The organism is Paraburkholderia sp. BR10141, from assembly GCF_056155635.1.
In genome coordinates this window covers 14,940-38,832 of the sequence record NZ_JBMIQH010000002.1, presented here as the reverse complement: position 1 = coordinate 38,832, position 23,893 = coordinate 14,940, and the positions used below count along the sequence as shown (strand labels likewise).

The window sequence follows — 23,893 nt, the reverse complement described above, 5'->3', positions numbered from 1 at the left end:
CGAACATGGCAGCCCACGACTTCGCCGAGTTTTCCTGGGATGAACAGGAAGACGTCAAGGCTGTGCTCGCGAGCCGGGGGCTCGACCTGGGCGAGTTCCGGATCTCGGACAACGAGAAATCCGCTGCCGGCGGTGAGCGCGCGGCGATTCGCCAGGTATCCGTCACACGGATCGCCAACGGCAAGACGGCCACCTACGACACCGATCACTTCGCCCCGTGGATCACGGATTTCGACGAAGCGCTGCAGGCCGGCGAGTTCGACGATTGAACCCGATGATCGAGAGCCGGCGCCGATCACGCCGACGAGGCCACGTTCTGTCATCCGCGCATGGCCGGCGTACACTCGTCCCCTTGGGAAAGGAATCGGGAACGAGGAGCCAGGCTTGCCATGACGAACGCCACGGTGACTGAGGGCCGGAACGATCACTGGCTCGTCGCGCGGCGCGATGCGCAGACGGGCATCGAGAGTCTGCGGGCGCATTTCAGCGGCCACGCTTACGATCCCCACGATCACGACGACATGCTGATCGGCTATACGGAGCAGGGGGTGCAGCGCTTTCAGTGTCACCGGTCGCTGCATACGAGCGTGCCGGGCCGCGCGATCCTGATCGAACCGGGCGCGCTGCACGACGGCCACGCGCCCGAACCGGGCGGCTTCACCTACGCGATGCTGTACCTGCCGCAGCCGTGGGTCGAGCGTGCGGCGCGCAGGCTGAACATTGCGGGCCTGGGCGGCGTGGCGGCCGCTTTCGGCCAGACGCTCGTTGACGATCCGCGCCTGACCGAGTCGATCCGCCGTGCGTTTCTTGCGCTATACGGCGAGGAAGGCCGGCTCGCGCGCGACGAGGCGCTCGACTGCTTGCTGGAGCGCCTGGGCGGCCATCTGCTCGATACGACCGCAGCGGCGCGCCCCGCTTCGCCCGCCCTTGCCCGTGTGCGCGACCTGCTGCACGAACACATGAGCGCGAACATCGGGCTCGACGAACTCGTCGATAGCTCGGGCATCGACCGGTTTCGTCTGACGCGCCTGTTCCAGCGCGAATTCGGCACGTCGCCCCATGCGTACCTGGTGCGCTTGCGCCTGCGTGCCGCGCGCAGGCTGCTGGCGGCGGGCCACACGCCGGCGCGGGTCGCGGCTGAAGTGGGTTTCGCCGACCAGAGCCATCTCGGCCGCTGGTTTCGCCGCGCGTACCGCATGACGCCGGCCGCCTACCGGCGCATGTGCGCGCGCATGGACGCGCACACGCCGGACTGAACGCATCCGGCAGGTCATGTCATATCGATTCCAGGCGCGATGACCGGCGCACACCATGACACCGCGGCGCTGCTCGGCACGCTATCGGCTCAACGCGGCCTGAGCCCGTTGCAGCCACTCGCCATTGTGCTCGCGGGCGTGACGCGGCCAGTGCTTCGCGTCGTGCACGATCTCGGCGTAAAGCTCGCGCGAGCGCTGGCGATCGGCGTCACCGGGCTGCTTTGCCAGCCAGTCGGCGAAGAGACAACGCGGGGCGGCGTCGCTCGCGCACGAGAGCGCGGCTTCGAACGCGGCGCGGGTGCCCGCTGCGCCGTTCGCGGCGAGCGCCCGTGCATACAACAAGGAGGGATCCGGCTGCTGGCGGGCGACAGGCTGGAGGGCGAACAGCTTTTCCAGCGTCTCCTGCGTGGCTGCGGTATTGCCATTGGCAAACTGCGCGCGTGCGAGACCTTCGAGCAACGCGGGATCGGATGCGAACGGCCCGGTGGCCGCCGCCTGGTAGTGCTGCAGCGCTTCGACGGCGTTGCCCGCGTCGAGCAGCGCAGCGCCCAGGCGCATACGGTGCGCGACGGTCGGCGCGCGGTCGAAATCGTTGCGCGCTTCGCGCACGGCGCGGTTGGGGTCGACCAGTTGCGAGATGGCCCGGCCTGTTGCCCTCGCCCCGCGCGACTGGCGCAGGCTCGGCAGATAAATGACGAAGAAGTAGACGAGGCTGCCAAGCCCGGGGAAAAGAAACAGGATCAGCAGCCAGTACATGTTCTGCTGGTTGCGGATCGCGTGTACTGCAAAAAGCAGCGCGATGATGACGTAAAGGCTGATTCCGAAAATGCGCATTGACGAGAGGGCCCGTTGTGTTGCGTGGTTGTGTTACGTGGTTGTGTTACGCGTCGCAGGCGTCGAAATGACTGGAAGCTGGCGGATCAATGGCGACGCCCAGGCAGTTTGCGCTGCAGCGACTCGAGCTTTTCAATGATACCCGCCGGCAGCTTGCGTTCGCGCGCGATCGCCATGCTATCGCGGCCTTGCGGGTCGGCAATGGACGGATCGGCTCCCGCTTCGATCAGATTCGTCATCGCGCCATACGGCTGCCCAAAGCGAATAGCTGGCGTTGGCGCCTTGCTCGAGAAGGAACGCCGCATTCAAGCAACTGCCGGATTGCGCGGGCGGCGCAATGCCCCCGCGCGTGACCGCATCCGCTGCCAATTTGCACGCAAAGACCCGGCACAGGCAGAATACGAAATTCCGGCCGACTCAAATCGGGCTGGACTCCGCGGGCGAATGGCCATGAGCGGCCGCCCGCGCAACAATCAAAAATCGAGCTTAGGGGAAGTTGAACATGATCGGACGGATTCTGGCGGCGGTATCGATGATCGGCGCTTTGGCTGCTTTGGCTGCTTTGGCGGGCTGCAACACGGTCGCCGGTTTCGGGCAGGACATCACAGATTCCGCCCGGGCCGTCCAGCGCGTTCTGTGACGACTCGCTGGTCGGCAGGCCAGGAATTGAGCCCCGCGACGTGGTGCGCGTCATGAAGGGCGCACTGCCGCAATAACTCCTGCCGGTATTTCCCTTGGCAGAGAACTCTCGAACCGGGTCTCTCTGCTTTGCACCAAATCGATCAGTAATCCTGTTTGAATTGACTGCACCGCAGTCATCATTCTGAATAAAAGCCATTTTTATTCAGAATAATTAAAAGCATAAATAACACCGTCGCTCATGGAAATCCCGTATAAATCCGCGTGACCCGCGAAAGCTTCGGGAAGGGTTTGAATCACTAGAATCCCCGAAACGATCGAAGTGGCGAGCATCGCGCCACCGGCCTATCCCGACGGAGACAATCAATGCAATTGAGTTTTGGGGGCGCGCTGCGTCGAGTCGCACTCGCTGGTGGCCTGCTGTTTGCCATGGCGCTTCAAGGCGCGCATGCCGCCGACGATGCCGGCGAGAAGATCACCATCATGGTCGGCGGTATCACGAAGCTCATTTACCTGCCCGCGCGCCTCACCGAACAACTGGGCTATTTCCGCGACGAAGGGCTGAACGTCGAGTTGCTCTCGCAACCCGCGGGCGTGGATGCGGAGAACGAACTGCTCGCAGGCGCGGTGCAGGCCGTGGTCGGCTTCTACGATCACACTATCGACCTGCAGACCAAGGGTAAGGACGTCAAGGCGATCGTCGTGTTCGGCCAGGTGCCGGGCGAAGTGGAACTGGTGTCGTCGAAAGCGGCGGGCACGATCAAGTCGATGGCCGACGTCAAAGGCAAGACGCTCGGCGTGACGGGCCTTGGGTCCTCGACCAGTTTTCTCACGCAGTATCTGGCGAGCCAGCATGGCATCGCCTCCAGCGCCTACACCATGTTGCCGGTGGGCGCGGACGCGAGCTTCATCGCGGCCATCAAGCAGGGCCGCATCGACGCGGGCATGACGACCGAGCCGACCGTATCGGCGCTGCAAAAAGCCGGCGATGCGAAGGTGCTCGTCGATATGCGCACGGTCGAAGGCACGCGCGCCGCGCTCGGCGGCACCTATCCCGCCGCAAGCCTTTACGTGCAGGACGCATGGGCCCAGTCGCACAAGGCTCAGGCGGTGAAGCTCGCGCACGCGTTCGTGCGCACCATGCAATTCATTCACACGCACAGCGCCGAGGAAATCGCCGCGCAAATGCCCGCCGACTATCAAAAGGACAAGGCGCTTTATGTGAGCGCACTCAAGGCCTCGCTGCCGATGTACACCGCAGACGGCAAGATGCCCGCCGACGGTCCGGCGACCGTACTGAAGGTGCTCTCCAGTTTCAATCCCTCGGTGAAGGGCAAGCACGTGGATCTGTCCGGCACCTACACGAACGAATTCGTCAGCGCGAAATGAAGCAGGTCCGGAGCTGCCGTCCTGCGCTCGCCGTCTGGCGGTCCGGTATCTGAGAGAGCGCGACATGGTGCATAGCCTGCGTGGGCGGTTGCTGTTGTGGCTGCTGGTGCCGCTCGCCGCGTTTGTCGTTGTGACGAGTTGCGAGTCGTACGATGCCGCGCGGCAGACCGCGGATCTCGTGCAGGACCACTCGCTGCTGGATTCGGCGCGCACGATCATCGAGGACGTCGACTGGGACAACGGCTCCCTCAGAGCGACGATCCCGCCGGCGGCGTTGGAACTGTTCGAATCGCCGTGGCAGGATCATGTGTTCTACAAGGTGCTCGCCGGCAATGGCCGCTTGCTGGGCGGCGCGCCGGACTTGCCATTGCCGCGCGCGAACACCGCCGAGGTGCCTGTGTTCTACGACACCACGTATGCGGGATTGCCGATTCGCGCCGTGGCCTACGAGCGCATGCTCTACGACTCGGGCCGGGCCGAACGCGTCATGGTGATCGTCGGCAAGACGATCGCGTCGCGCGAGGCGATGATCAACGCCTTGTGGAGGCCGCAACTCGCACGCCAGTGGTTCATGCTGGCACTCGTCGCGCTGCTCGTGCCGCTCGGGCTTACGCTCGAGCTGCGGCCACTCATGAAGCTCAAGGACGACGTCGCGGACCGCGAGCCCGTGCAACTGGAGCCGATCCGCCCGGACCATCTGCCATCGGAACTGAGGCCGATTGTCGAGGCGATCAACCAGTGCATCGCGCGGCTCAAGGTGCATGCCGCCATGCAGCGGCAGTTCATCGCCGACGCGGCGCACCAGCTGCGCACGCCGCTCACGCTGCTCACCACGCAAACGCAATTCGCGAGTCAGTGCGACGCGAACGATCCCGCGCTTTTCGACGCACTCAAAGGTGTGCGCCGCACCAGCCAGAAAATGGCGGAGTTGACGAATCAACTGCTCGTGCTCGCACAGGCGGAATCGATGACGCAATCGTCGCCGAGTCAGACGCGCGTCGATCTCACCGAGGTCGTGTCTTCCGTGCTCGAAGAGATGGTCCAGGCGGCGGAGCGGCGCGGCATCGATCTCGGCGCGGAACTCGACGACGACGTGCACGTGGCGGGCAACACCGGCCTGCTGGCCTCGCTCGTGTCCAACCTGATCGACAACGCCATTCGCTATACGCACAAGGGCGGCCGCGTGACGGCCGTGTGCCGCAGCGAAGGGGGGCAGGTCATGCTGCAGGTGGTGGACAACGGCCCCGGCATTCCAGCCGAGGCCCGTGCGCACGTGTTCGAGCGCTTCTATCGCGTCGCGGCGGATACCGACGGCACGGGGCTCGGTCTCGCCATTGTGCATCAGGTCGCGCGCTCGCACGGCGGCTCGGTGAGCGTTGCCGCGGGGGCCGAGCGGGTGGGTCTGGTCGCGACGGTGCGTTTGCCCGTCTGGCCCGGATGAGGAGGGTAAGAAGGACCATGAAGCTGCTGCTCGTAGAAGACAACGCCGAACTCGCGCACTGGATCGTCAACCTGCTGCGCGCCGAGAATTTCACGGTGGACTGCGTGGCCGATGGAGAAGCCGCGGACTCCGTGCTGCTCACGCAGAGCTATGACCTCGTGCTTCTCGACATGCGCCTGCCGCGACTGAGCGGAAAAGACGTGCTCAATCGTTTGCGGCGCAGGCGCAACAACGTGCCCGTGCTCATGCTGACCGCGCATGGCTCGATAGACGACAAGGTGGCGTGTTTCGGCGCGGGCGCCGACGACTACGTGGTCAAGCCGTTCGACAGCCGCGAACTGGTTGCGCGCATCAAGGCGCTGATACGGCGGCAGACTGGCGAGAAGTCGGGCTGGCTGACCTGCGGCGACCTGCAGTACGTTTGCGACACGCGCGAGTTTCGCCACAAGGATGCACCGCTCACCCTGCGCCGGCGCGAGCACTCCATCCTCGAAGCACTCATGCTGCGCCAGGGCAAGGCGGTGCCGAAGCAGGCGCTGCTGGATCGCATCTGCAGCCTGAGCGACGAACCGAGCGTGGACGCGATCGACATCTACATCCATCGCCTGCGCAAGCATCTGGCGGAATCGAGCGTGCAGATCACCACGCTGCGCGGCCTCGGCTACATCCTTCGCGTGAAAGAGGCGGTGGCGGCCTGAGCAGGCCGGCTTTATTTACGGTATTAGTGGATCTACTTAGGAATACCCATCGTTCGTGAAAGAATCGCGAAGGATTCACCTCTCTACTATTCGTCTCACCCGCTGATTCACACGGCTCGCCGAAACCGGCGAGTGATGGCAGCGGGTCCATGAAAACTTCCAACGAAGCAACCCCTGGAGACGATCTTGAAGAGAAAACAACTTGCTGTCGCTGCCGTAGGCGCGACCTTCGGCGCACTCGCAGCGAGCGGCGCACACGCGCAATCGAGCGTTCAACTCTACGGCCTCATCGACCTGAGCGTCCCCACCTATCAATCGCACGCGGATGCCAACGGCAACCACGTGATCGGCATGGGCATTGCCGGCGAACCGTGGTTCAGCGGCAGCCGCTGGGGCTTGAAGGGCGCCGAAGACATCGGCGGCGGCACAAAGGTGATCTTCCGGCTCGAAAGCGAATACCGCGCGAGCGATGGCCAGATGGAAGACCCGGGCCAGATCTTCGACCGTGACGCCTGGGTCGGCGTGGAAGACGAGCGCTTCGGCAAGCTCACGGCGGGCTTCCAGAACACCATCGCGCGTGACGCCGCGGCCATCTACGGCGACCCGTACGGCAACGCGAAGCTCACGACGGAAGAGGGTGGCTGGACCAACGCGAACAACTTCAAGCAGATGATTTTCTACGCGGCGAGCGCAACGGGCACCCGTTACGAAAACGGCCTCGCGTGGAAGAAGGTCTTCGATAACGGTATTTACGCGGCAGCGGGCTACGCTTTCGGCAATTCGACGAGCTTCGGCAATAACGCGAACTATCAGTTCGCACTCGGCTACAACGCCCCGACGTGGACGGCCTCGACCTTCTATAACCACGTGAACCGCGACGGCAACACGAACCAGGCGTTCTCGGTTGGCGGCAACTACACGATCGGCATCGTGCGCGCCAATGCGGGCTACTTCCGCTACTGGGGCAATCAGGGGGCGCTCGGCCAGCGTCAGGACAATGCGTGGACGGTCTCGTTCAAGCTCGTGCCGAAGGGCGCGCTCGACTACGAACTGGGCTACCAGCAAATGCGCACGCACAACGCCGCGTATAACGTCGATGGCAATATTCCGAACGCCAACATCGGCGCATTCGATCCCACGAGCGGGCTGCACAACGGCTTCAAGGAAACGCTCTACGGCTCGATCTTCTATCACCTGTCCAAGCGCACCGAAGTGTATCTGGCAGGCGACTACATGAAGCTGCACGGCGGCTACACGGTGGGCACGACCTTCGGTGCGACCAACCAGGTCGAAGTGACGACGGGCGTGCGCACGCGCTTCTGATCGGTCTTCTCACTCAACTTCGTAGCACGCGGGGCTCGATTCGTCAGGCGAATCGAGCCCCGCGGCGCTTTCTGCGGCATCAACCCGCGTCCACGCAGGCAACGCTCGGCGCCGTATAGGCAGAGGGGTAAGGCGATGCCGGTCCGCTCACGAGCCTCAAAGGCTGCGTGGCGAGGACATCGGCTTGCACCTGCTCGCGACGCGTGAGCGCGGCCGCTTCGCCGGCAGGCTGTGGTGCGTTCACGCTGCAAAGCAGATTCCTTCCGCTCGATAACTGCACAGGCGTCTGGTAAGCCGAACCCGGCGGCGCGGCCAGCGCGCCGGCACTCCATAGCGCCGCGGCGCAAACGACGGCGCATCCTGGCAAGACGATCTTCATGGCTCACTCCTCACATTGCGGTGATCCATCTTCTGCCAACGATCGGCGCCGTTCCAGAGCGAATTCTGAAACTCACTCTTGCCATACACTCAACGGTCGGGTCGAGGCAGGCCGAGATTTCGGCCTCCGGCTCGAGCCGATTCTGAAATCTCGGATCGATGGCGGATTCGAGCCGAGTGGCGTTCCGGAAAATGGCAAAGAAATCAATGTGTTGCGGATTGTTCCAGACGTCGATGCGCGCTGGCACGGCTACTGCTTTATAGAGCTCCGACGGCCTATCCCTAATAGCCCGCAGCCCTCATTAAACAAGCACCGGAGATGCGACGCAGTCCGGTCGCGAAAACGAAGGAGACATCCCGTGCAGAACAGTGCATCCGTATCCGCCGCCTCGCAGGTCAACCAGGCGGTCCCCGAGTCATCCCAAACAACGCAAACCCGCTTCTGGCCCGAAGGCTGGTGGAAGCTGATGGAAATTCGCATCGGCATCATTCCGCTGCCGATCTACGTGATCCTGTTTGCGCTGATCGCGGGCTTCGCGGTCACCGGCAAGGTGCCCGGCGAGATCTCGATGGCCATCGCCGTGCTCGCTTTCTGCGGCTTCACGTGCGCCGAACTCGGCAAGCGCCTGCCGCTGCTGCGCAATATCGGCGCGGCGGCGATTCTCGCGACCTTCGTGCCCTCGGCGCTCGTGTACTACCACGTGCTGCCCACGCCCGTGCAGCACCTCACGGTCGAGTTCACGAAGCAGACCAACTTCCTCTATCTCTTCATCGCCTCGATCATCGTCGGCAGCATTCTCAGCATGGACCGGCGCGTGCTGATTCAAGGTTTCCTGAAGATCTTCATTCCGCTTGCGGCCGGCACGGTGGCGGCGACCATCGTGGGCACCGCGGTTGGCGCGGCGCTCGGTCTCGGCGTCAAGCACACGCTGCTCTACATCGTCGTGCCGATCATGGCCGGCGGCGTGGGCGAAGGCGCGATTCCGCTTTCCGTGGGCTATTCGGAAATCATGCACGTCGCGCAAGGCGACCTGTTCGCGCAGGTCTTGCCGCCCGTGATGCTCGGCAGCCTCATGGCGATCATCCTCTCGGGCATGCTCGACATGCTGGGCAAGCGTATGCCGCATCTCACCGGCAACGGCCGTCTGCAAGTCGGCGCGAGCGACGAACTGGCGTCGTCGAACGACGAAGCTCGCGGCCACGTGGACGTGAGCCACATCGCGGCTGCCGGCATCACCGCGATCACGCTGTACCTCATCGGCCTGATGGCGAACAAGCTGTTCGGCCTGCCCGCGCCGGTGGCGATGCTGTTCCTCGCCGTGCTCGTGAAGCTCGCGCGCGCGGTTTCGCCGCCGCTGCAGGAAGGCGCGTTCGTGGTCTACAAGTTCTTCTCGACTGCGGTCACCTATCCGCTGCTGTTCGCGATCGGCGTGGCGATGACGCCGTGGGACAAGCTCATGGCCGCGTTCACGCTCGTCAATGTCGTGACGATCGCCGCGACCGTCGTTACGCTGATGGGCACGGGCTTCGTGGTGGGCCGCCTGATGAAGATGTACCCTATCGACACCGCAATCGTGAACGCGTGCCACAGCGGCCAGGGCGGCACCGGCGACGTGGCGATCCTCACCGCCGCGAACCGCATGCAGCTCATGCCGTTCGCGCAGATCGCCACGCGCATTGGCGGCGCCATCGTCGTGACCGTGACGCTCATTCTGCTCGCGCGTTTCGGCGCATGACGCGCTGCTGTGCGCCCCTCGTACGCGCCTTCGCGATCGTGGCGCCGGTGCATCCGGCGCGCGGTATCCGCTGAACCCGCCGTCTGGCGGCAGCCAATCGACGAGGGCGAACGTGCAGATGCGTTACAAGGGCATTCCATGGTGGGGATGGGCGGCGGCGGCCGTGCTGTATGTCGGTGCGGCCGCCGCCGCGGTGGAGTTCGCATGGAACCGTGCGATCGATGCGCTGGCCGACGTCGGCGAGCATCGGCTCGATCTTTACGCGGCGAGCCTGAAAAGCGAGCTGGGACGCTTCGAGATGGTCCCCGCGCTCGTGGCGCGCCAGGACAGCGTGCGCGCGTTGCTCAAGGCGCCGCCCGCTGAAGCGCATGGCATGTTGCCCGCGGTCGATGCTTATCTCGAAGCGGTCAACAACGATGTCGGCAGCGGCGCGGTCGACGTGATCGACGCGCACGGCACGGTGGTCGCCGCGAGCAACTGGAATCAGCCGGTCAGCTTCGTCGGCACCAACGTGTCGTATCGCCCGTACTTCAAGGACGCGCTCGCGCAGGGCCGCGGCCGCTTCTTCGGCATCGGCACGAACACCGGCATTCCCGGGCTCTACTTCGCCAGTGCGATTCACGACGGCGACACGGCGATCGGCGCGGCAGCCGTGAAGGTCAGCGTCGACGCGCTCGAATCCGCGTGGCGCACGCCTGGCGAGGCGGCCATCGTCGTCGACGGCAACGGCGTGATCGTGATCTCGACCCAGCCCGAATGGAAATTCACCGCGATGCGCGCGATGACCGAGCCGCAGCAGCGCGATATCCAGGCATCGCGCCAATACGCGGGGCGCATCGTCGAGGCGCTCCGATACCGGCGCGTGGGCGACTGGAATGACAGCGCGTGGATCGGCATCTTCCCCGACCTGCGCCGCGCGGGCCGCACGGCCCGCTTTCTCGTGATGTCGCGCCCCGCGCCGCAAGGGCAGGACACGATCATGGTGCTGCTCGACACGGCGGGCGCGCGGCGCCAGCAACGGCTTGCGTTCGCGTTCGTGACGGGCGTGTTTCTGATCGCCGCGCTCTACGCGCTGTATGCGGTGCAGCGCCGCCGTGTGATCGTGGAGAAGCTCAAGGCGCAAGAAGCCTTGCGGCGCGCGAACGATCAGCTGGAAACGACCGTGGCGCAGCGGACCGCCGCGCTCACGCAAGCGAACGCGCAGATGCAGCGCGAGATCGCCGAGCGCGAACGCACCGAGCAGCGTCTGCGCGCCACGCAGCAGGAAGTCGTCCATGCCGGCAAGCTTGCGGTGATCGGCCAGATGGCGGCGGGGCTCACACACGAACTGAACCAGCCGCTCGTCGCGATCCGCACGCTCTGCGACAATGCGCGTACCTTCTTCGAGCGCAATCAGGGCGCACAAGCGATCGCCAATCTCGAGCGCGTCGGCCGTCTCGTGGACAGCATGGCGGTGCTCACGAGCGAGCTGAAGGCGTTCGCGCGCAAGCCGGAAGTGGAGCGCGTGGCGGTGTCGCTCGGCGAAGCGGTCGCACATGCGCGGCTCATCTACGAGTCGCGAATCCGCGACGAAGCGGTGCGGCTCGATGTGCGGATCGCGCCGGGTACGACGGTGTATGCGGAGTCGAGTCAGCTGCAGCAGGTGATCGTCAATCTGCTCGGCAATGCGCTCGACGCCGTGCGCGCCGCGAGCACGCGCGTGATCGCGATCGAGGCGAGTGAGCCTGACGCGCAAGGCCGTGTGCGCTTCACGATCGAGGATAGCGGCCCCGGCATCGCGCCGGATGTGCTGGCGCACCTGTTCGAGCCGTTCGTGACGACCAAGCCGCGCGGGCAAGGACTCGGGCTCGGGCTCGCGATCACGTCGCGCATCGTCGAAGGCTTTGGCGCGAAAATCACCGCAACGAATCGCGACGAAGGCGGAGCCCGCTTCACGATCGAATTCGCGGCCGCCGAGCCGCAAAGGACAGAACATGGCAGATGAGATTCGGGTGCTGGTCGTCGAGGATGACGAGAATGTCCGCATCGGCGTCGAGCAGGCGGTGGCGCTGGCGGGCTTTCCGGTGAGCGCCTATGCGTCGGCGGCCGATGCGTATGCCGACATCGCGCCGGGCGCGCCGATCGTGATCGTCTCCGACGTACGCATGCCCGGCATCGACGGCCTGCAACTGCTCGATCACGTGATGGCGATCGACCCGCAAATTCCGGTGCTGCTGATCAGCGGGCATGCGGACATTTCGACGGCGGTCAGCGCGATGCGCGTGGGCGCCTACGACTTCATCGAAAAACCCTTCTCCTCTGATGTCATCGCGGGCCGCGTGGCGCGCGCGGTCGAGAAACGGCGGCTCACGCTCGAAGTCGAGGGCTTGCGCGCTTCGCTGCACAACTGGCAGGGGATCGAGGCGCTGGTGCTGGGCAAGTCGCCGGCCATGGCGGAGGTCCGCAAGAAAATTCTGCGTCTCGCGGATACCTCCGTGTCGGTGCTGATCACCGGTGAAACCGGCACGGGCAAGGAGCTGATCGCACGCAGCCTGCATGACTTCAGCGCGCGGCGCGACGCGCATTTCGTGGCGCTGAATTGCGGCGGTTTGCCCGAGCAGGTGTTCGAGAGCGAACTGTTCGGGCATGAGGCGGGCGCGTTCACGGGCGCGATCAAGAAGCGCGTCGGCAAGATCGAATGGGCGAACGGCGGCACGCTCTTTCTCGACGAGATCGAAACGATGTCGATGGCGCTGCAGATCAAGATGCTGCGCGTGCTGCAGGAGCGCGTGGTCGAGCGCCTCGGCGCAAACGAGCTGATTCCGGTGGATTGCCGGATCGTTGCCGCTTCGAAGGCCGACCTCGCGGAAGTGTCTGCGCAAGGAGGCTTTCGAGCCGACCTGCTGTACCGGCTGAACGTCGCGCAGATCGAATTGCCGCCGCTGCGCGAGCGGCGCGAGGACGTTCCCCTGCTGTTCGAGCATTTCGTGCTCGCGGCCGCGCGGCGTTTCGGCACGCCGGCGCCGGTCGTGACGGCTGCGCAAGTGTCCGAGCTCATGACGCACGCATGGCCCGGCAACGTCCGCGAACTGCAGAATGTCGCTGACCGCTTCGTGCTCGGGCTGACTGGCGACAGCCTGCTTTCAGCGGGCGCGGCTACCGTGAAAGGGGAGACGCTGGCGGACCAGCTGGCGTATTTCGAGCGGATGCTGATCGAGAACACGCTGCGCCGCCATCAAGGCAACGTCGCCCAGGCGAGCGAGGAGCTTGGGATGCCGAAGAAAACGCTGTATCACAAGCTGCGTCAGCTGAAGATCGCGGATCGCGACACGCAGGGCGACGAGAAGGACGACAAAGACCTCTGACCGGATTAATTGGTGCGGTACGTGGTCGTCGACGATTGCAGCCTGGTGAGCGCGCCGTTCTTCAGCCGGAACCAGCCCTCCGAGCCTTGCATCACGACTTCGTCGGGTTGCCAGAACACGCGCTTGATCGTCATGCGCGTGTTCACGTGCTGCACGAGCGGCGGATTGTGGCGAAAGTCGTACAGCACCGGGCCGTATGCGGTTTGCACGAGCATGCGCGTAATCGTGCTGTTGTCGTGGCCCACTTCGTCGAAGTGCGCGAGCGTCTTCGCGTCGAAGCGGTCGAAGATATCCTTGCCGAGGACCGCCACGAAGTCGCGGTCGTCGCGCACGAATTGCACCGTGCCTGCGGCGGTGGCGAACGAGCCGGTCGCGTCGCTTTGCGCATGAGCGCAGGTCACGAACGAGGCGGCGGTGAGTGCGGCGAGTAACAGTCGTTTCATGTTGCTTTCCAGTGGCTTCGCAGGATTTTCGTTCATTTCTGTCGCTGCGTCGAAAATTTTAGGGTTCGAGAGTGCCGCGAGCAGGCGTCGCGATCACGTACGCCGTGCAGAGCGATGCCCTCGACAATCACTAACCGATGAGGCCGTGAAGGACCTGTGCAGCCGGATGTCGACGTCGAATTCTCCATGTTCCGGCTCGCGGATGGACAGAGCGCAAGTCTACCGCGGCAAGCATGCCTCGCCGACGGTAAACGGAAGAGGCGCCCGGCCCGCAGAACAATGTCCGCGGGCCGGGCGCCTCGGGGTACTGCTTGTTTCGCGCGACCAGGTGGCCGCCCGGTTCGATTAGTTCGCCACGTAGCCCGTGGGCAGCGTCGCATTGGCGCTCGCCACCGAAGCGTTCTGCGAAATCACATACACCGGCGACTCGGTCAGGCTCAGCGCGACCTTGCCGTTGGTGTAGCTCTTCGTGGTCGGATTGCCCATTTCATCGAGCACGGTGACCGTGCCACTCGTGCCGGGTGCATCCACCGCGAGGCTGTAGCCCACGCTATAGGTCGAGCTGTAGCCGGCGCTCGCGCTCCACACACTGTTGTTGTGCGTCCACAAGGCCGTGATGACCGCGCCGTTGTTGAGCTGCTGGAACGCGTAGGCGTAGACGCCCGAGGGGGTCTTCTTCACCGGACCGAGCGTGTTGGTGCCGTCGAGAATACGCGTCATGGCCGCGACGGACATGGCCGCGGGCTTCGGGCTGATGTTCTGCGCGCCATACTGACCCTGTGCGTCGGCGAGATCGAAGAACGTGCCGTAGCCCACGAGGCCCGGGAAGTCGGCACCGTAGAAGATCCAGGTTTGATCGGCGCCTTCGCCCAGAATGATCAGGTGGCTGCGCGCCACCACTGCGCCTTGCGCGTACAGGATATTGCCGGTCGGATAGTTGGGACCGTACGACGAACCGTTGTCGTAGCTGATGCCAAGCTCCGTGCTGAACAGCTTCGTGCCCGGCTTGTAGTCAGCCGCCATTTCGCTGCGCAGCGCGCGCATTTGTCCCATCAGCGAGCCGGACGCGTTGGCCGGATCGGTTTCCTGACGCTCGGGCGGGAACGAAGGCGAGCTGCCGTTGATGTCGTAGTAGCCGTGCGTCGTCACGCCGTCGATGTCCTGCGCGTAGCCGAGCGGCGCGAGGGCCTTGAGGTGATCGGCCGTGCCGGACGGCGCCGTATCGGTCGGCCCCATCACGACTGCGTGCGGGTCGGTCGAGTGAATACCTTGATAGACGGCCTGATAGAGCTGCACGAATTGCGTGTTGTTGCCTTGCCATTGGGCGTCCGGCTCCCAGGTGAGCTGGTAGTAGTTCGACGCCTGCTTCGGAAAATAAGCCGTCCGAATGAGGTTCGACTCCGTACCGATCCGGCTCATGTAGTTCTGGTAGTACGAGAGGTTACTCGGCGGAAGGGCTTCGTCCTCGAACGCGCCGGTCGGGCTCGCCCAGGCGGGAATGCCGTCCAGCCGCACGAGCCGCATCACGTTGCCCGTGTTGTAGAACGGGTCGAGATTGTTGACGTTCGGGTTGAAGGTGTTGGGGCCGTTCGGCTCCATGTTGTACAGCTCGCGATGGTCGTACGTCCACGAGATGCCGAGCGAGGAGAGCACCGAAGTGTTGTCGTCTTCGCCTTGCATGCCGAAGCGGTGCAGGTCCTGATGCGAATACGTCACAGTCGGCACGATGCCGGCCAGATTGGGCAGCACGCCGAAGGTCGCGGTACCGGCGGGACGGGTGCCCAGTTCGGGGAGCTGACCGCCGGCGGTCGCGAGCTTGGCGGTCACGGCAAAGTAGCCCGCGAGCGTCGACGAGCAGCTCAGCGTGGTCGTCACCGGGCCTGCCGTCACGCGCAGGCTGCCGCTCGTGACCACCTTGCCGAGATGGTCGCTGATCGACCAGTTCACGGTGTCGGCCGCGGGCGCGTTGGTGGTGAACGCGAGGGGAAATGCCGCGCCCGAGGCGAAGACACGGCCGCTCTGCGTGGTCGGCGTATCGACGCTCACCAGTTCGCTGCTGGAGCTCGCGCCCGATTTCACGGCGGAGCCGCAGTGCAGTGTGCCGCGCGTGGTGGTGGCCGCATTTGCGGTGGCGTCCATGGCAGTCGCGTCACTCGCGCTTTGTGCCGTGGCCGAGGCATTGGTTGCATTCGCACCGGAGTTTCCGGAGCCGCCGCCGCACGCCGCGAGGAACAACGACGACGACAGCAAGAGATAGAAGAGTTTCATCGATCGAAGAAAAAAAAGACAAAACGACGCCCAGCCGGCGACGGCGCGCGATAGCGCTCGGATGCTGGCTAAGGTCTGAAGAATGAGATTTAACGGACGCTGCACAACGGCTCGATGAGCCCTGCGCCCGCTACGTGCGCCGCGCGGCTCGCGCTATTGCGCGAACGTGCGTATCTGTCCTTGCTTTCACGTGGGTAAATCTTGCACCCTCGCTACGGCTGCCCCGTCGGGAATTCGGCCCTGCGCTGGATCCCTGAAGGAGGGGAGACGTGCGCAATTTTTTCGGACGAAGATTACGAAGTCACTGCTTGAAGTCAGACGCGCGGCGGATATTACCGATAATTCCCCCTGCCATGTGAAAATCAGACGTAACAAAATGTCACACGAATTGGCTCGAGTTTCAATTACCGAAACTTAGTCAATTTTCGCCAATAGCAAGGTATTAATTACCTCAAATGCAGAAGGTAATGCTTACTGCATGGATCGCGTGTTTCGCCTGCTATTGCCGGCTATATCGGCAGTTCTGGGATGGTCTGAAGTGTATCGATGTAATTTATTCTTTCGTCTATATTTCCCTTTTAAATTGCTTTCTGTTTTATTCGGGTCGGATTTTAATTGACTCTATTGATATTATTGCGAGCACGTAGGGCGTCGAGTTGACCGAGGCGGGCCGTCACGCGTTTTCAAGCGCGGTGGCGGTGCACGACCAGTTGCAGTCGCTGGCGCGGGAAGTCCGGTCGCTCAGCGGCGAGGTGGCGGGCGTGGTGCGCCTGTTCGCTAACGCGTCCGCAATCATTGGTTTTCTGCCGGAACGGCTCAAGGACTTTCAGGCGCGCTACCCGCTCGTGCAGATCGCCCTGACCGAACAGATCAGCGACGGTGTAGTGCGGGCCTGTATGGAAGACCGCGCGGACGTGGGGATATCCTCGAGCGCCAGGTGCCGATCGAGCACTTCATCGCGCCGCACGCCGCCGTCTAGATTTCCCCTCAAGGAGAAATTGGATGGCAACACTGGAATTGACCGGCCGCGTACTGTTTCTTTGCAATGACCCGGGGCAGGTCGAGCGGCAATTGAACGGCGCCGATCTGCCCGGCGTCACGCCGGACGCATTGAAAGACACGTGTCGACCGATGAGATCACGCCGATGAGCGTGCTCACGCGCTTCGACGACCGCCTCGGCCACGTGCCTTATCTCGGCTTTCAGACCGGCGAGCGCAATCCTGTTGGTATGGATTCCATACGAAATGGCGGATTCAGCGTGACCGTGGCCGGCAATCGCTACGGCAAGGGATCCCCGAAACAACTCATGCTGGCATTTGCGCTCAATAAATCGAGGCTCGTTCGCCTGATCGAGCATCGATATCCTCTACTCGTCAACGAGCGGATCACACTGGCAGCCACCGATCTCTGAGTGCGTTCCGGACGGCTCGCCAATATTTACCCGACTGATCAGCGCGAAGCCCCCGAGACCTTTCGTCAACGGGGGCTTCGCTTTTGCCAGGCGCATCGATGGCGGCGTTTCCACGAGCTGACCCTTGCACGCGGCGATAGAACACGCCTCTGCCTTCGCGCTTCGCCGCAGGTCGGATTCTCGACTCGCGTAGTAGCTGCCAGGTTCTATCGGTTCCGATGAATAGCGAGGAATGTCGAACCGGCGGATCTGTAGCCGGCCCATTGCCGACGGACATGGCACGTGCGCGCAGGCTCAGCGATCCACCCGCTGCTGCCACTGGGCCGGATAGCGGTCGCCCACGACCTGGATCTCGTTGAGCGCCGCTTCGATCGCGGCGAGATCGCCGGCGCTCAACTCGACACTGGCCGCGCCCACGTTCTCGTCGAGCCGGGAAAGCTTCGTGGTGCCAGGAATCGGCACGATCCACGGCTTTTGCGCGAGCAGCCAGGCCAGCGCGATCTGCGCGCGCGTCGCGCCTTTGCCGTCGGCGAGGCGGCCGAGCACGTCGACCAGCCCCGCGTTCGCCTTGCGGTTCTCCTGCGTAAAGCGCGGCACCATGGCGCGGAAGTCGCTCTGGTCGAACGACGTGCGCTCGTCGATCGCGCCGGTCAGAAAGCCCTTGCCGAGCGGGCTGAACGGCACGAAACCGATGCCCAGCTCCTCGAGAACCGGCATCACCTTGTGCTCCGGCTCGCGCCACCAGAGCGAATACTCGCTCTGCAGCGCCGCGACGGGCTGCACGGCGTGGGCGCGGCGGATCGACTGCTCACCCGCTTCGGAAAGGCCGAAGTGCTTGACCTTGCCCTCGCGGATCAGGTCCTTCACCGTGCCGGCCACGTCTTCCATCGGCACGTTCGGATCGACGCGATGCTGATAGAACAGGTCGATGCGGTCGGTCTTCAGGCGCTTGAGCGATGCTTCGGCCACCGCGCGGATGCGCTCGGGGCGGCTGTCCATGGGCTTCTTCGAGTCGCCGTCCTGAAAGCCGAACTTCGTGGCGATCGCCACCTGATCGCGAATCGGCGCGAGCGCCTCGCCAACCAGTTCCTCGTTGACGAAGGGCCCGTAGACTTCGGCCGTGTCGAAGAACGTGACGCCGCGCTCGAACGCCGTGCGGATCAGGCGGACAGCGTCGTTCTTTTCGGTGGCGGGGCCGTAGCCGAAGCTTAAGCCCATGCAGCCAAGGCCCAACGCGGAAACTTCGAGGCCGTTCTTGCCGAGTGTGCGCTTTTGCATGTCTTGCTCCTTTTTGCGTGAACTGAAATGACCGGCGCTCCTGTTCGCACGGAAGCCGCCTTCTACCCGACCGAGTGTAGGTTCCTGCAGGCCACTCAACAATGCCGCTAAACTTGCATGGGGTATTGAAGGAAATTCACAGATGGTGCGCACCGGCTTATCCGAACTGACGGCCTTCGTGACGATCGCCGAGCAGCATAGCTTCAGCGGCGCGGCGCGCATGCTCGGCGTTTCGCCTTCCGCGCTCAGCCACACCGTGCGCAACCTGGAGGCGAAGCTCGGCGTGCGCCTCCTGAACCGCACCACGCGCTCCGTGGCGCTGACCGAGGCGGGCGAGCGGCTGCTTAGCCGCGTTCGGCCTGCCATGGCCGATCTCGAAGACGCCGTCAACGACGTCGCGACCGCGAGCAACCGGCCTTCGGGATCGATCCGCATCAGCGCCTCGGAATCGGGGGCGCGCCCGCTGATTCGCCATGTGCTGCCGGGGTTCCTCGCCCGCTATCCGGACATCCGCGTGGAGTTCGTGGCGGACTCGCGGCTCGTGGATATCGTGGCCGGTGGCTTCGACGCCGGTGTGCGCGTGCTCGAAGACGTGCCGCGCGACATGATCGCCGTGCGCTTCACGCAGGACATGCGCTTTGGCGCGGTGGCCTCGCCCGCGTATCTGGCGCAGCATGCGCCGCCGCGCGCGCCGCACGACCTCGAGCAGCACCGCTGTATCCGCTTTCGCTTCGAGAGCGGCGCGCTGTTCCGCCGGGATTTCGCGCACCGCGGCAAGAGCGCCAGCATCGACGTGGACGGGCCGCTCACGCTCGGCAACCTCAACCTGATGGTCGAGGCGGCGCTCGCCGGGGTGGGCGTGGCCTGGGTGCCGGAAACGCTCGTGGCCGAGCATGTGGCTGGCGGGCGGCTCGTCCACCTGCTACCCGAGTGGGGGCCGGTGTTTTCGGGGCTCTGTCTTTACTATCCGGCCAATCGCCATCCGCCCGCGGCGCTGCGCCTGTTCGCGCAGGCCGTGCGCGAATGGGCCGATGCCGCACCGCAGCGCAAGCCGCAAACATGAAAGGACGCGGTGAAATGAACCGACCTGCAATGTATTGTGTCCCGTGCCCGCGCCGATACAGTGGGATACAAAGCCGCTCGCGGCATGGGGTATAAACGCATCATTCCCTGCACACGGAGTCCGAACATGCACGCCGATGGACTTGCGGCCCGCCGCACACCGCCGGTTTTAGCGGGCGGCGCGGCAATGCGCGCGCTGCACTGGCCGCGCACGCTGTTCGCGCGCCTCGCCCTGATCCTTTGCGTCGGCCTCGCGCTCGCGCAGGGGCTGTCGTTCAAGCTCACGATGACCGAGCGCAACGACGCCACCGCGAACATGATGACCAATTACATCTCGCGCGAAGTCGCCATCTCCGTGGCGCTGCTCGACCATCTGCCCGCGGCCGAACGTGCCGCGTGGCTGCCGCAACTCGCGCGGCGCACTTATAGCTTCATCCTCGGTCCCGGCACGCCGGGCGAGCCGCCCGAAGCGAGCCGCTCGAAGAACGTGGCCTCGGCCATCGCGGCGGGCCTGGGTGACAAGTACGCGCTCACGACCAATTCGGTGCCCGGCAAGCACGAACGCCTGCAGATCCACCTGCGGCTGTCGGACGGCTCGCCGCTCACCATCGATTACCGCCCGGGTCCCGCGCTGCCCCTGTCGGGCTGGCTGCCGGCCGTGCTCATCGCCCAGCTCGTCGTGCTGGCGGCGTGCTGCTGGTTCGCGGTGCGCACCGCCACGCGGCCGCTGCACGAACTCGCGCGTGTGGCCGACGCGCTCGGCCCGGACCTGAAGGCGGAGCGTCTGGAGGAAGAAGGGCCCTCCGAAGTGGCGCGCGCGGCGCGAGCGTTCAACGCGATGCAGGAGCGCATCTCGGCGCACGTGGCCGAACGCATGCAGATTCTCGCGGCCATCTCCCACGATTTGCAGACGCCGATCACGCGCATGCGCCTGCGCGTGGACCAGATGGACGACGAAGCGCAAGCGGGCAAGCTCGCGCAGGACCTGCACGAGATGGAGCAACTGGTGAAGGAGGGCGTGGCCTACGCGCGTACGCTGCACGGCACCGGCGAAGCGCCCGCCCGCGTCGACCTGGATGCGCTGCTCGACAGCCTCGTATGCGACTACGTGGATGCGGGCTCGCCCGTGACCTTCGAGCGCCGCCTGAACGTGGCGATCGTCACGCGCGTGCAGGCGCTGCGTCGCATCGTCGGCAATCTCGTCGATAACGCGCTGAAGTACGGGAGCACGGCGGCCATCGAGGTGAGCGCGTCGCCGCGGGACAAGACCGTCACGATCTCGGTGCTCGACAGCGGTCCCGGCATTCCGGAGGAAGCGCTCGAGAAGGTGTTCGAGCCGTTCTACCGGCTCGAAACCTCGCGCAACCGGGGCACGGGCGGCACGGGTCTCGGTCTCGCAATCTCGCGCCAGCTCGCCGTGGCGATGGGCGCGGAACTCACGCTGCGCAACCGGCCCGAAGGCGGCCTGGAAGGGCGGCTCGTGCTGCGCGGCGCGCAGGCGTGAATGGCGGCGCGCCACGAGCGCCCGGTCGTGCGAATCAAGCGGTTACTCAGGCGAGCGGAATGAACACGTTGAACTGGCCTTCCTCGGGATGGCGCGAGCGATGGCCCTTGCCAATGGTGTCTTCGCACAGCACGACCGTGCCCGGCTCGCAGTGGCGCGTGTCGCCGTCGCTCGTTTCGAGCTCGACCCAGCCGGTCATCCAGATCACGAACTGACGAACCGGCGTGGTGTGCCAGTCCGCCTCCTTGAGGCCGGCCGGCACCCAGCCGAAGCGCACCGCCTTCGCCGGCTCCCACGTCGACAGGTAAATGGGCGGGATGTTCGGAAAGAGCTCGAGTGGCGTGAGCGGGATATCGATGTCCTCGAAATGGGACTCACCCTGGGCGTCGGCGTAGATGCGCAGACATTTCATGGGGACCTCCTGGAGCCGTTCTCTGCGTTTCGCTCGCTATCAGCTTGCGAGCATAAACAATGCCGGTTTGTGGCTGGCCCGGCTGTGGTCATCGCCGGCCATTTCAGGTCGATATGCGTCGCGCCGGATGGGCGCTAGCGGTCATTGTCGTCCCGAATCGGGCGGGGCGGTTCCAGGTTGTACGCGGCGGGTGGCGCGCTATCCATCACCCATCGAAATAATGGAGAGCAAGATGAGCACGTCGACGAGCACGACCCGCTGGAAGGGTTCCTGTCATTGCGGTGCGGTAAAGTTCGAAGTCCACACGCCGATCGAGCCGGCCGGGCGTTGCAACTGCAGCCTGTGCCGCCGCAAGGGCGCGCTGATGAGCCCGCCGTTCGAGGGCCGCGAACTGACGATCCTCGCGGGCGAAGACGCGCTCACGCTGTACCAGTTCAATACGCGCGTGGCGAAGCACTTTTTCTGCAGGCACTGCGGCATTTATCCGTTTCATCAGACGCGCAGGGACCCGGCGGGCTGGCGCGTCAATCTCGGCTGCCTGGAGGGCGTGGACGTCTACGCGCTCGAAGCGTCGGTTGCCGACGGTGCTAGTCTTTCCCTGGTGGAGGACGCATGAAACGCCTGCTCGCCATCCTGTTCTTCGCGGCGAGCGGCCTGGCTGCGGAGATTGCGCATCCGGTGTACTGTTCGTGCATCGCAGAAACCCGTTCACGCCTCGGGCGCAAGGAGAAAAATACCAATGACGGAAAAGATGGATCACGTTCTGATCGTCGATGACGATCGCGGCATACGTGAACTGGTCGGAGCCTACCTCGAAAAGAACGGCATGCGCGTGTCGCTGGCCGCGAACGGGCGCGAAATGCGCTCGGTGCTCGAGGGCGGCGCGCCCGACCTGATCGTGCTCGACCTCATGATGCCCGGCGACGACGGGCTCGTGCTATGCCGCGAGCTGCGTGCGGGCAAGTTCCGCGCCGTGCCCGTGGTGATGCTCACTGCGCGCAACGAAGAGACTGACCGCATCGTGGGCCTCGAAATGGGCGCCGACGACTATCTACCCAAGCCGTTCGCCGTGCGCGAACTGTTCGCCCGCATCCGCTCGGTGCTGCGCCGCACACGCATGCTGCCGCCGGGCATGGAAGTGAGCGAGGCGGCGCAACTGCTCGCGTTCGGCGACTGGCGACTCGACACCACGGCGCGGCATCTGCTCGACGCCGAGGGCACGATCGTCGCGCTGAGCGGCGCGGAATACCGGCTGTTGCGCGTGTTTCTCGACCATCCGCAGCGCGTGCTGACGCGCGACCAGCTGCTGAGCCTCACGCAAGGCCGCCAGGCCGACGCGTTCGACCGCTCGATCGACCTGCTCGTGAGCCGGTTGCGCCAGCGCCTGCGCGACGAGGCGCGCGAGCCGCGTTACATCAAGACGCTGCGCAGCGAGGGGTATGTGTTCTCCTCGGCGGTGACCACGGTCGAAGCGCCGGAGTAACGCCGGCCCGAGTCAGGTCCGGCCGAAGAAATGCAGCAGTGCTTCGGCCACGGCCGCGGGCTGCTCCTCCGGCAGGAAATGGCCGCAGTGGGCCAGCGTCGCGCCTTGCACTTCATCGGCGTAAGGGCGCAGCGGACCGGCCATGTCGGCAATCGAGCCCTGATCGGCGCTCAGCGCGAGAACCGGCATCCGCAATTTGCGGCGCGTGCTCAACTCGCGATTCTGACGCGCCGAAACATCGGCCGCGCGGTAGTAGGCCAGCCCCGCGCGCAATCCGCCTTCCCTCGTGAACACGCGCAGATATTCGTCGATATCGGCATCCGTGAAGGTCTGCGGATTCGCCGTTTTGCGGCGCAGAAACCACTCCAGATACGCGCGCTCCTTGCCCGCTATCAGCAGCTCCGGCAGATCGGGCACCGCATGGAAGGCGAAGTGCCAGGTGCGCCACGCGCGCTCGGGCGCGACTGGCAGCGCTTCCGGCAGCGTGATGCCGGGAATGCCGGCGTCGAGCAATGCGAGGCTCGACACTTCATCGCCGAAAAGCGCCGCATAGGGATAAGCGACCCATGCGCCGACGTCGTGGGCGGCGAGGTGGTAACGGGGCGCTCCGAGCTTGCCGATCAACGCGTGCAGGGCGGTTGCGAGCGATTGCGTGTCGTAGCCACCTTGTGGGCGGTCGGAATCGCCCTGGCCGGGCAGGTCCGGTGCGATCACGCGATAACGCCCGGCGAGCAGCGGCATGACCTTGCGCCACGCGAACCAGCTTTCCGGATAGCCGGCCAGTAGCACAACTGTTTCGCCATCCTTATTTCCGCCGATTACGTAATGGAGCCGTGTGCCTTCGATGGTTTCGAAGCGATGCGCGAAGCCGGGCAGGACGGGGTCAGGCAACGAGGCCGGCCCGTGATCGATGACGTGTGAGAGCGTACTCATGACGTGAAGCTCCGTTGGTTTTGAGGAACACAGGCATAGATTGGAAAAATTCGTTTCCAA

General features: G+C 64.6%; 26 protein-coding genes. 17 read left to right on the top strand and 9 right to left on the bottom strand.

The window, feature by feature from the left end; all coding sequences use genetic code 11:
* Positions 1-5: 5 nt before the first annotated feature.
* Positions 6-269 carry a hypothetical protein gene (locus ACOJB8_RS02730; RefSeq protein ID WP_475010960.1) on the top strand — a complete coding sequence of 88 codons (264 nt, stop codon included), beginning with the start codon at positions 6-8 and terminating at the stop codon, positions 267-269.
* A gap of 120 nt (positions 270-389) precedes the next feature.
* Positions 390-1,256, top strand: a complete 867-nt coding sequence (locus ACOJB8_RS02725; RefSeq protein ID WP_342949440.1) for an AraC family transcriptional regulator — start codon at positions 390-392, stop codon at positions 1,254-1,256.
* 81 nt (positions 1,257-1,337) lie between these two features.
* Here the strand turns inward: ACOJB8_RS02725 and ACOJB8_RS02720 are convergent, their stop codons facing one another.
* Together ACOJB8_RS02720 and ACOJB8_RS02715 are read right to left on the bottom strand one after the other, a co-directional pair.
* Entirely contained in the window at positions 1,338-2,090 is a 753-nt protein-coding gene (locus ACOJB8_RS02720; protein WP_069266957.1) for a hypothetical protein, read from the bottom strand.
* A gap of 86 nt (positions 2,091-2,176) precedes the next feature.
* On the bottom strand, positions 2,177-2,329 hold the full coding sequence (locus ACOJB8_RS02715; protein WP_342949442.1) for a hypothetical protein: 153 nt from the start codon (positions 2,327-2,329) through the stop codon (positions 2,177-2,179).
* A gap of 263 nt (positions 2,330-2,592) precedes the next feature.
* On the opposite strand from ACOJB8_RS02715, the gene ACOJB8_RS02710 reads away from it, so the two are divergent.
* The 5 genes from ACOJB8_RS02710 to ACOJB8_RS02690 all read left to right on the top strand — a co-directional run bounded on the left by ACOJB8_RS02710 (position 2,593) and on the right by ACOJB8_RS02690 (position 7,580).
* Positions 2,593-2,730, top strand: coding sequence for a hypothetical protein (locus ACOJB8_RS02710; RefSeq protein ID WP_475010959.1), 138 nt, complete (start codon positions 2,593-2,595; stop codon positions 2,728-2,730).
* A gap of 428 nt (positions 2,731-3,158) precedes the next feature.
* A complete protein-coding gene (locus tag ACOJB8_RS02705) occupies positions 3,159-4,118 on the top strand; it encodes an ABC transporter substrate-binding protein (protein ID WP_370684311.1) in 960 nt (319 codons plus the stop codon).
* Positions 4,119-4,182: 64 nt separating this feature from the next.
* On the top strand, positions 4,183-5,559 hold the full coding sequence (locus ACOJB8_RS02700; RefSeq protein ID WP_368605094.1) for a sensor histidine kinase N-terminal domain-containing protein: 1,377 nt from the start codon (positions 4,183-4,185) through the stop codon (positions 5,557-5,559).
* A 17-nt stretch (positions 5,560-5,576) separates the two neighbouring features.
* Positions 5,577-6,257, top strand: coding sequence for a response regulator (locus ACOJB8_RS02695; protein ID WP_069266954.1), 681 nt, complete (start codon positions 5,577-5,579; stop codon positions 6,255-6,257).
* 174 nt (positions 6,258-6,431) lie between these two features.
* Positions 6,432-7,580, top strand: coding sequence for a porin (locus ACOJB8_RS02690; protein WP_370684310.1), 1,149 nt, complete (start codon positions 6,432-6,434; stop codon positions 7,578-7,580).
* Between the two features lie 79 nt (positions 7,581-7,659).
* Here the strand turns inward: ACOJB8_RS02690 and ACOJB8_RS02685 are convergent, their stop codons facing one another.
* Both ACOJB8_RS02685 and ACOJB8_RS02680 read right to left on the bottom strand, forming a co-directional pair.
* Positions 7,660-7,959: a hypothetical protein gene (locus ACOJB8_RS02685; RefSeq protein ID WP_406951123.1), complete on the bottom strand. Its 300-nt coding sequence runs from the start codon at positions 7,957-7,959 to the stop codon at positions 7,660-7,662.
* A 10-nt stretch (positions 7,960-7,969) separates the two neighbouring features.
* Positions 7,970-8,206, bottom strand: coding sequence for a hypothetical protein (locus ACOJB8_RS02680; protein ID WP_141710796.1), 237 nt, complete (start codon positions 8,204-8,206; stop codon positions 7,970-7,972).
* A gap of 111 nt (positions 8,207-8,317) precedes the next feature.
* On the opposite strand from ACOJB8_RS02680, the gene ACOJB8_RS02675 reads away from it, so the two are divergent.
* From ACOJB8_RS02675 to ACOJB8_RS02665, 3 genes are all read left to right on the top strand, one after another.
* Complete coding sequence (locus ACOJB8_RS02675; RefSeq protein WP_475010958.1) at positions 8,318-9,694, top strand: 2-hydroxycarboxylate transporter family protein; 1,377 nt, start codon at positions 8,318-8,320, stop codon at positions 9,692-9,694.
* 118 nt (positions 9,695-9,812) lie between these two features.
* Entirely contained in the window at positions 9,813-11,678 is a 1,866-nt protein-coding gene (locus ACOJB8_RS02670) for an ATP-binding protein (RefSeq protein ID WP_475011215.1), read from the top strand.
* Positions 11,668-13,038, top strand: coding sequence for a sigma-54-dependent transcriptional regulator (locus ACOJB8_RS02665; RefSeq protein ID WP_069266950.1), 1,371 nt, complete (start codon positions 11,668-11,670; stop codon positions 13,036-13,038). Before ACOJB8_RS02670 ends, ACOJB8_RS02665 begins: the two co-directional genes overlap by 11 nt.
* 5 nt (positions 13,039-13,043) lie before the next feature.
* On the opposite strand, the gene ACOJB8_RS02660 is transcribed toward ACOJB8_RS02665, so the two are convergent.
* The gene (locus tag ACOJB8_RS02660) at positions 13,044-13,481 is read right to left on the bottom strand and encodes a hypothetical protein (RefSeq protein ID WP_069267048.1); all 438 of its coding nucleotides are present in this window, start codon (positions 13,479-13,481) and stop codon (positions 13,044-13,046) included.
* Between the two features lie 345 nt (positions 13,482-13,826).
* A complete protein-coding gene (locus tag ACOJB8_RS02655) occupies positions 13,827-15,749 on the bottom strand; it encodes a hypothetical protein (RefSeq protein ID WP_475010957.1) in 1,923 nt (640 codons plus the stop codon).
* 656 nt (positions 15,750-16,405) lie between these two features.
* Between ACOJB8_RS02655 and ACOJB8_RS02650 the strand changes: the two genes are divergently transcribed.
* Positions 16,406-16,798: a LysR substrate-binding domain-containing protein gene (locus ACOJB8_RS02650; protein ID WP_069266948.1), complete on the top strand. Its 393-nt coding sequence runs from the start codon at positions 16,406-16,408 to the stop codon at positions 16,796-16,798.
* Positions 16,799-16,870: 72 nt separating this feature from the next.
* Positions 16,871-17,161 carry a hypothetical protein gene (locus ACOJB8_RS02645; RefSeq protein ID WP_475010956.1) on the top strand — a complete coding sequence of 97 codons (291 nt, stop codon included), beginning with the start codon at positions 16,871-16,873 and terminating at the stop codon, positions 17,159-17,161.
* Positions 17,162-17,455: 294 nt separating this feature from the next.
* On the opposite strand, the gene ACOJB8_RS02640 is transcribed toward ACOJB8_RS02645, so the two are convergent.
* Positions 17,456-18,439, bottom strand: coding sequence for an aldo/keto reductase (locus tag ACOJB8_RS02640; protein ID WP_475010955.1), 984 nt, complete (start codon positions 18,437-18,439; stop codon positions 17,456-17,458).
* 142 nt (positions 18,440-18,581) lie between these two features.
* Here ACOJB8_RS02640 and ACOJB8_RS02635 point away from each other — a divergent pair, with 142 nt between their 5' ends.
* Both ACOJB8_RS02635 and ACOJB8_RS02630 read left to right on the top strand, forming a co-directional pair.
* Positions 18,582-19,502 carry a LysR family transcriptional regulator gene (locus ACOJB8_RS02635; RefSeq protein ID WP_475010954.1) on the top strand — a complete coding sequence of 307 codons (921 nt, stop codon included), beginning with the start codon at positions 18,582-18,584 and terminating at the stop codon, positions 19,500-19,502.
* Positions 19,503-19,688: 186 nt separating this feature from the next.
* Complete coding sequence (locus ACOJB8_RS02630; RefSeq protein WP_475011213.1) at positions 19,689-21,005, top strand: ATP-binding protein; 1,317 nt, start codon at positions 19,689-19,691, stop codon at positions 21,003-21,005.
* A 46-nt stretch (positions 21,006-21,051) separates the two neighbouring features.
* Here the strand turns inward: ACOJB8_RS02630 and ACOJB8_RS02625 are convergent, their stop codons facing one another.
* Positions 21,052-21,417: a cupin domain-containing protein gene (locus tag ACOJB8_RS02625; protein WP_475010953.1), complete on the bottom strand. Its 366-nt coding sequence runs from the start codon at positions 21,415-21,417 to the stop codon at positions 21,052-21,054.
* A 232-nt stretch (positions 21,418-21,649) separates the two neighbouring features.
* Here ACOJB8_RS02625 and ACOJB8_RS02620 point away from each other — a divergent pair, with 232 nt between their 5' ends.
* Genes ACOJB8_RS02620 through ACOJB8_RS02610 form a run of 3 tightly spaced genes read left to right on the top strand, consistent with a single transcriptional unit; the run spans position 21,650 to position 22,900 of the window.
* Positions 21,650-22,033 (top strand): GFA family protein, encoded by a 384-nt coding sequence (locus tag ACOJB8_RS02620; protein ID WP_475010952.1) that lies wholly within the window; start codon positions 21,650-21,652, stop codon positions 22,031-22,033.
* A complete protein-coding gene (locus tag ACOJB8_RS02615) occupies positions 22,030-22,194 on the top strand; it encodes a hypothetical protein (RefSeq protein WP_176732956.1) in 165 nt (54 codons plus the stop codon). Before ACOJB8_RS02620 ends, ACOJB8_RS02615 begins: the two co-directional genes overlap by 4 nt.
* Entirely contained in the window at positions 22,157-22,900 is a 744-nt protein-coding gene (locus ACOJB8_RS02610; protein ID WP_069266943.1) for a response regulator, read from the top strand. Before ACOJB8_RS02615 ends, ACOJB8_RS02610 begins: the two co-directional genes overlap by 38 nt.
* Before the next feature lie 12 nt (positions 22,901-22,912).
* Here the strand turns inward: ACOJB8_RS02610 and ACOJB8_RS02605 are convergent, their stop codons facing one another.
* Positions 22,913-23,833: an alpha/beta fold hydrolase gene (locus ACOJB8_RS02605; RefSeq protein WP_475010951.1), complete on the bottom strand. Its 921-nt coding sequence runs from the start codon at positions 23,831-23,833 to the stop codon at positions 22,913-22,915.
* Positions 23,834-23,893: the final 60 nt, after the last annotated feature.